Genomic DNA, 7,755 nt, shown 5'->3' on the forward strand with positions numbered 1-7,755 from the left:
CAACAAGACCTGGGAGAGTAGGTCGTTGCCAGGCCTGCAAAGCAAAAATCTCGAATACCATGTAAATTACCTGCCGCGGGGTGGAGCAGCCCGGTAGCTCGTCAGGCTCATAACCTGAAGGCCGCAGGTTCAAATCCTGCCCCCGCAACCAATTTTATCATAAATCAATTACCGTCCTGATATGAACGTCAGGGCGGTATTTGTGTTCGTAACACGCTTCTAGCAACGAGATTGCTGCGACATAGAAGTTCGAATCTCTCCCGGTGCACCTCTATCTTCCGATTCGCGATGACGCTGATGCGGTCCAGCGCCAGGCCCTCGGATCATTCGAGCGGATCGCCAAAGAGGGCCGCAAATACGGCTTCTCGCTGTTGGTGGTGAGCCAGCGCCCCTCGGATGTCAGCCGGACGATTCTCAGCCAGTGCAATAATTTCTTGGCTTTGCGCCTGACGAACGAGACCGATCAGGGCGTCATCAAGCGCCTAATGCCGGATTCGTTGGCTGGGCTAACGAGCATCTTGCCGTTGCGTGATACGGGTGAGGCGCTGTTGTTGGGTGACGCGGTTTTGTTGCCGACGCGGATCAAGCTCGACATGCCTAAAGTGGCACCGGATAGCGCGACGCGGGATTTCTGGAAGGAGTGGGGATCGGCCAAACCGGATGATGCTGCGATCACTTCGGCGATCGCATGTTTGCGTGGGCAATCTCGCAATAGCTGAACAATATACGCGTCAAAGGCCCGATACCGTCGCCCATCGTTGAACGATTGGCGATGCGGTCTGCTTCCGGCAATGGTATAGCTGAGGCTTGGAGGGGCACTCATGGCAAGAAGACCAGGAAATACTCTTGAGAAGTGGGAAGTTGCGTTAGTAAAAACTATGCTGACGCGTAAATTCGTTCCGCAAGATATCCAAGCTTATTTCTCGCGACCGACGCGTTCGATCAATCACGCGCGCATTTCCGAGATACGAGATGGCGCCAAACACAAGGCGATCAAGGCTGCCACCGATGATGAACTTGACGCTTTCCTCGACGCTTGGCCGAGCGTTGATCCGGACACCGGCCTTGATCTCCAGGGCGACGAGTTGCTGATCAAGGCGCGCGAAGCGATGATTGCAGCGGTTCATACATTCAACAGCGCGGGCCTGCATTTTCGGGCCGAGTTGTTCATTGTAACCATCGTCATCGCTTGGACCTATCTTCTTCACGCCTACTACAAGCGTGAAGGAATCGACTATCGCCATAAGCGGGCGGGTGTAGTGGAGCGCACTCCAAGCGGAGCCGAGAAATATTGGGAACTCAGCCAGTGTATCACGACTGGCTCGTGTCCACTGGATGCTGGGGTAGTAAACAATTTGAAGTTTCTGATCGATGTCCGCAACGAGATCGAGCACAGGTCCACAAATCGAATCGACGACGCCCTCAGCTCAAAGCTCCAAGCCTGCTGCATCAATTTTAACGATGCGATCAAGGACATCTTCGGGCGTCAGTTCGCGCTGGAAAAGCGCCTCCCGATAGCTTTGCAATTCGTGACCTTCGATGGCGCGCAGCGCAAGGCCCTAATCGGTGCAGACCTTCCCGCGAACGTCGCTACGGCCATGGACAATTTTCACAATGGGCTCACTGACGAGGAGCAGAAAGATCCAAAGTTCCGATATCGCGTCGCCTTTGTTCCGAAGCTTTCCGGCAAAGCGTCGAAGGCCGATCTAGCAGTGGAGTTCATTAAGGCGGGTTCCCCCGAGGCTGAGGCTGCCGAACGGGTGCTCCTTAAGGAAGTGGAACGTCCGAAGTTCCTCCCGTCACAGATCGTCTCGAAGGTTCGCGAAGCCGGATTTCCGGCTTTCAACATGTACGATCATACAAAACTTTCAGAACAGCTCGATGCACGTAGTCTGGGCAAAGGATATGGCGTGCAGGTTGCCAATGCCTGGTACTGGTACGAAGGCTGGCTTGAGAAAGTTCTAGAGAAATTGAACGAAGGTTGGGCAAGGCCACCTAAGGCATAAATGAACTGATAATCCTTTTCAGCCGCGCCCGATGGGGTAAAATCGCGTCGCGATCGCGCGACTGTCGCTTTCGACCATGACGTCATGCACGAACTTGCGCTTCGAGATGAGACGGATGCAGCGCAAGCCGGACTCGTCATAGATGTCGAGCCGCACGAGGCGATCGTCACCGAAGTCGATGTAGACTGGGCAGGCAGTGTCTAGCCAAGTGCGACGCGGCCGCACCCAGTCATATTGGTGATGGCCGCGGTAGGCCTGCGCTACATCTGCTTCGATTTCATGGATGCCGTGGTAGATACCGCCCCGCATCGTCGCCTTGGTGATCGTTTCATCCGGAAATTCCGCCTGCCCCTCCGACAGACGGAAGAACAGGCCACGCCCCGCGCCCTGCATGGGTCGGCTTGCCTTACACCACACTAGGTCCTGCGCAATCTCGGACTCCGGGGCGGGAAGCAGATGGTAGATGTCGAAGTTGTCCCGGAATCCGCGTCCGTCTATCACCCAAACGAGATTGCCATAGAAGTTTTCACGCGACTGCCGCTCGGCGTCAGTCATCGCCGAATGCTGGACCTCGATGACGATCCCTGTTGGCGTCTTTATATCCGCGCGGTGGATCTCGCCGTCAGGCGCGACGTGCGAAATCTCCCGGCAGGACTCGGGGAAGAGATTTTTCCATGCCCGATGCCACTCGGTTTCACTCTCCCACCACGGGTCGCAGTTCCGCCAGCCGGCATGAGCCCAGTGGTGCAGGATGCACGGCCCGCACTTGGCAATCATCGCTGCGCCGCAGGTAGGACAAAGGCCCCGTCCGCCCACAAAGGTTTCGCGCCGGTTTCCGTTTACTAGAGAGTATTGCATGGTGCCGCTCCTAGGCTCACAGATCCAGCTCCAGGGAGCGACTGAACCGCGGCAATCAGGGTGAAAAGCGGAAGATGCCCCACCGAACGTCCGATTTGGCCGCCGTTCGCCACCCAAACACCGCCGAAAGTCACTTAATATCGAGTATCTACATAATCATCAAAGGGTTATGTAGATCCCATAGCTCTCATCTTCGTCGGGCTCTGCCCACCAACCCCGCCAATTACCCCCCACAGCCCGATATTCCCGCCCGTCTCCGCACAGCACCATGCGGTATAGCGAACCCCCGATTCTACGCTATTGCCCGACAATTTCATGTTGAAGCGAGCGCACTGCACGCTGGCAGGCTTCCTGGAGGTTGGCTGAAAATCGTCTCTCACTGATTACTATACAGTGCGTGATCTGTTGAATAACGAAAATGATCAAGATCAACTCTGAGAATCAGCGGATTGAATACAACAATCACACGCCAGCGCGCATGATGAGGTAAAATGACGTAAGCCTTGTCGGCCCGCAGCAGCGGCAAGGGAATTTGTGAGAGGTGTACGTGGCTAAAACAGCAAAAAGTATAGAGCGGTGCCGCTACCCACAGCCGTCGTCTAAACCAGTCAAGGCCGCGTCTAGAGCAGGGTCAAACGCCGGTCGAGGCTTTCGTTATCAGGACGCCGTGTCCGCTTGGTTGGCAGTGGAAATATGGGCTGGTAAGCGAGTGCCCGCTATCGTGATCCCGGAAGGTGGTGACGATATTGAACTGCGTGGCGCAGCAACGAGCTTTGTCCAGGTTAAGAGTCGGCGTGAGCACCTCGGGAACTATACGGAAGGGGAGATAGCCGGGCACATAGAAGATCTATGGAACCGGTCGCTCGACTCCGCACCGCAGCCAGAGCAACTGGAGCTCGTTCTTGAACGGGAGGTGGCGGGCCTCAGTCCCCTTGAAGATCAACCCACAGCCCGTTCGATCGAAGGTCAGATCAACGCCAGACTCTCAAAGTTCAGTGGGGCTCCAGATATTCTTCCGAGAACATCGATCATCGTGGCGACCTCACCGCAGGAATGGGCGATCAATCTGATCGTGGACCGCCTAAGCTGCGCCCCGATCGCGGCCCAGATGTGCTTTGCCGAACTTCTTGTTCGCGTAGGCGCCTTGGCAGACGCCAACGGCCGGTTGGTGTCCGAGAACTATCGTGGCCTTTCGATCTCTGACACGGAAATCTCAATCCGCGATGTCTTGGCCGCTATCGACGTTGACGCGATCGAGCACGCCCTCAGGGATGGCGTCTGCGAACCGGTCGATTTCCTCACCCCCCTCAACGATCCGAACTTCTATCTCGGGGTCGATGTAGAACCCGGCCACATCGCGGCGGGTCTGGTATCCGAGCGGCCCCGAAGCAGATCGACATTGATTGAAGGTATTGAACAACGTCGGGCCGCGTTGATCGTCGGCCCATCTGGGGCCGGCAAATCCGCTTTGATGTGGGAAGCCGCCAACGCGCTGCGCCATACCGTGCGGTGGTTTCGAATCCGCCGTCTGAGTTCGGCGGACATTCCATCTCTGCGCCAATTGATCCGCACGTTCCGCGCTTCGGAAGATAGTCCTCTGGGCTTCGTCATGGATGATATCGGCCGAAACGGGCCGGAAAGCTGGGGCGCCTTGATCAAAGAAGCAACGTCCGTTCCCGGCGTCGTCCTGCTCGGTTCGATCCGGGAAGAAGACGTAACGCTGATTGCTGAGCGTGCCCGTGCCGCGGAAATACGCGCCGATCCCGATGATGAACTCGCTGAACGCCTCTGGGAGGAACTTCGCGAAACCGGAATGACGCACTGGGCGGGTTGGCGCGAGCCGTGGAAGATGAGCGATGGCCTTCTTCTCGAATATGTCCATATCCTGACCCGCAGACAACGGATGCATGAACTCCTCGCCGATCAGGTCGCGGCTAGGATTTCAGATCCGAAGCGTTCCCTTGAACTCGATGTTTTGCGATCCGGCGCTTGGGCGGGCGCGGCAAATGCTGAAGTCGATGCGTCGCGATTAGCGCGAACGCTCTCGGTCAGTGACGCCAATCTGTCACGCGCTTTACAGCGCCTCATCCAGGAACATTTGGTTCGTTCACCTGCTCCAGGCGCGGTTACCGGGCTACATCAACTTCGATCCGAAGAATTGTTGCGATTGACGCACGAGACGGCATTGCCGACGCTCGAAACGAGTTTCAAATGGGCGGTTGCAAGCGTGACCGCCGCCGATCTCGAGCTCTTGGTTGCCGACACGTTATCGGTGCGACGCCTGACGGTCGCCGCGGTCCTCGATAGTTTGATTGTTCGTTTGGAGGACGATCCAGATGCGTACGCATTGGCATCAGTGCTCCGGGGTCTGGGTTCAGGCCGAGTTTCCTCGGGCGTGGACGAATGGCTAGACACTCCCGAAGCTCGTGCGCTGCCACGAACGCAGATCGGGAGCGCCGCACTGTTCGGGATCGCCGGTATCGATCTGTCGAATCTCAACTTCCTCCCGGAGGTTCAGGCCGCAGTTGACCGACTTTCGCAGATTAAGGGTTCTCCGAAAGATGATCCTCGTCACCTGTTGATAGAACGCATGTCACCTTCCGCCTTGTCTGTTCTGATCGAGACAGCCGATCTGGCGAGCCTCAATGAGATTTTCGCGGCCTTGGTCGGAATGCCTTTGCCTAACGCGATTCGGACCAGCCTAATGCGGGTACCAGAAGGCCTCTTGACCGCAGATCTACATCTTGTGGGCTCGGTGATGGGCACTCTCGCCGCCCTAGATCGTGCGATTGCTACACACTGGGTCGCCGAGGTCGGACAAGACGTACTGCTCGCACGGGTTCAGGCAGAGACGGCTTGGGCCGGACCTGTAGCGATCGAAGAAGGGGACGACGGAGCAATGGTCCGTTGCGACCTTTGGTACGTCGCCGGCTCTATTCAAGAAAATCCGCATAACGCGGTTGTAAAACTGTGCGAGTTGATTTTGGCTCTGTGCCCATCGGCCGACATTGCGGTGTCCAACGCAATTACCGCAAGTGGTGAATTAGCTGGCCTCGTCCAGTTTCCGCTCGCGACAAAGCAGATTCCTCGCAAAAATCTCCCGCCACCTTCAGTTCCTCAATGGAATAGGAGATGGGGCGATCTGATTTCTCGCCGCGTGGCTGCTCCGAGCTATGGCGACTATCTCGTAAGAGGCGTAGCCATACTAGAGGCCCTTGTGCCGACGTTGGAGAAGATTTTCGAGGCGCATTTTCGAGGGAAGAAAGCACCCACTAGCCTATTCGAAGCCTTAAATTCACTCAATGCAGAAACTGAAGCGTTGACACCTCCTGCTGTTTCGTCACTAAGCGCATCAGGCTCTGGAAGCGGTGAGACAAACTCCGCCGTCACAAAATTTCAGAACCTCCTACACAGCGCGACCGTCAATCTCGTCATGCGGTTCGCGAAGTTGCCCGATCAAGCTGGCGCATACATTTCCTGGTTGAGTGATCTCGTTGCTGATGTTGACATTGCCGTTGCCGAAGAGCCTTGGCAACTTATCGGTGGTCGGCCGCTGTCAATGCTTACACGACTCAAGTCGCTCTTCGAGGCATTGCGATTGCTGGCTGGGGAAGCCCATGAAAGAAAGGAAGCACCAGCGATAACTTGGGCTCAGCGCGGCAAAGATGCACGGGCGGGCAACGCCCTCCGGCTCGTATCCCTCTCGGCCAAAGCCGCGGGGGAAGTACGAATAGCTCAGCGTAAGGCGGAAATTGAACGTTCGGCAGAGGAAGAAGGGGTCGTCGCGGATTTCCATCTACGTGCTAATGCCAAAGGTATTCTCCCGTGGCCTCCGGTAGATGTTCTAGCGATGCTGCCTGCGTCTGACATCCCAGGTGCGGTGGTCGCGCTCGCTGAGCAAGCTGAGCTTGTAAGGTCATTGGTTGACTGGTCGATCCACCTGACGATCATGCCTTCTATCAACGGTGTCGCATTTCCGGCGCTGGCGAGGTCTGGTTACCAGACTCTCCTTCCCAACGCTCAAGACGCGGCCCGTTGGGCTGAAGAACTCGGATTGCGGCAAGCTCCGTCTGCTATGGTGGTCTTGTTTGGGGAGGTAACGAGCTTGGCCAGCGAACTTGGCGCAATGGATCAAAAAGGCCTTGGAACTGAGACACGTCCAGAAGAAGAAATCGCTGCCCGCCGAACTTTGGATATAGATTTTGCTGGCAAACACGATGAACTGACCAGGCGACTCCATGATTTTGATGTGGGCCTGCAAACGGCTGCGTCGGAATTTATTGAGCACCTGCGAACCGGGGATGTTGATTTCGCCGCAGAAGCGCAGGCTGCGATCGGCGGAACTTCCAGCAATATCGCCGAGGCAGCGGGATATGTGTCTCTGCTTTTGATGTCTGCCGACATCGACAGTATTCCAGTCGAAGGACAACTGCCCGAGCGTATCCAAGCGACCTAGTCCGAGCAAGCCGGCAATGGCCAAGAGTAAGAACAGAGACGAGTTTTCGCCTGCGACCAAACGAGCCATTGAGCGGCAAGCGCGCGGCCATTGCTCCAATCCGGCATGCCGCCGTTTGACCCACGCCGCCACGTCCGATGGCGCGGGTGAAATCAATATCGGCCAAGCCTCGCACATCTGCGCTGCTGCACCGGGCGGTCCCCGCTACGACCCGCAGATGACCTCTGACGAGCGCGGGGCCGCCGATAACGGCATCTGGCTCTGCGACGTGCACGGGCGTGCTGTCGACGTAAGCGTCGTTTTCAGGCCACGTCGCGCAGTTTTTCTGCCTCGGCATATGCCCATGGCATGAGCTCATCGATACGGCTGTTGGGATGAGCGTTGACGATCCTGGAGATGGTGTGGAGGAGATAGGCCTGGGGATCGACGTTGCCG

Annotated in this window: 5 protein-coding genes and 1 tRNA gene; 4 read left to right on the forward strand and 2 right to left on the reverse strand. The window is 56.8% G+C overall.

From position 1 onward, the window contains the following. Positions 1-74: 74 nt before the first annotated feature. The 3 genes from AB4037_RS34220 to AB4037_RS34230 all read left to right on the forward strand — a co-directional run bounded on the left by AB4037_RS34220 (position 75) and on the right by AB4037_RS34230 (position 2,006). Positions 75-151: transfer RNA gene (locus AB4037_RS34220), tRNA-Met, on the forward strand. A gap of 112 nt (positions 152-263) precedes the next feature. Continuing rightward, positions 264-719 (forward strand): ATP-binding protein, encoded by a 456-nt coding sequence (locus AB4037_RS34225; RefSeq protein ID WP_441774608.1) that lies wholly within the window; start codon positions 264-266, stop codon positions 717-719. Positions 720-821: 102 nt separating this feature from the next. Further along, the gene (locus AB4037_RS34230) at positions 822-2,006 is read left to right on the forward strand and encodes a DUF3644 domain-containing protein (protein ID WP_441774609.1); all 1,185 of its coding nucleotides are present in this window, start codon (positions 822-824) and stop codon (positions 2,004-2,006) included. Between the two features lie 18 nt (positions 2,007-2,024). On the opposite strand, the gene AB4037_RS34235 is transcribed toward AB4037_RS34230, so the two are convergent. Further along, positions 2,025-2,864: a competence protein CoiA gene (locus tag AB4037_RS34235; protein WP_441774610.1), complete on the reverse strand. Its 840-nt coding sequence runs from the start codon at positions 2,862-2,864 to the stop codon at positions 2,025-2,027. A gap of 709 nt (positions 2,865-3,573) precedes the next feature. Between AB4037_RS34235 and AB4037_RS34240 the strand changes: the two genes are divergently transcribed. Continuing rightward, a complete protein-coding gene (locus tag AB4037_RS34240) occupies positions 3,574-7,320 on the forward strand; it encodes a hypothetical protein (RefSeq protein WP_441774611.1) in 3,747 nt (1,248 codons plus the stop codon). A 302-nt stretch (positions 7,321-7,622) separates the two neighbouring features. Here the strand turns inward: AB4037_RS34240 and AB4037_RS34245 are convergent. Further along, positions 7,623-7,755, reverse strand: a 133-nt coding sequence (locus tag AB4037_RS34245; protein WP_441774612.1) for a transposase domain-containing protein, incomplete at its 5' end; no start/stop codon positions are given.

This window comes from Labrys sp. KB_33_2 (assembly GCF_052114505.1).
In the GTDB taxonomy this organism is placed as follows: Bacteria; Pseudomonadota; Alphaproteobacteria; order Rhizobiales; family Labraceae; genus Labrys.

Excerpts from the sequence above, each read along its gene's own strand:
- AB4037_RS34235 (WP_441774610.1), bottom strand. The coding sequence starts at position 2,864 with ATGCAATACTCTCTAGTAAACGGAAACCGGCGCGAAACCTTTGTGGGC.
- AB4037_RS34230 (WP_441774609.1), top strand. The coding sequence starts at position 822 with ATGGCAAGAAGACCAGGAAATACTCTTGAGAAGTGGGAAGTTGCGTTA.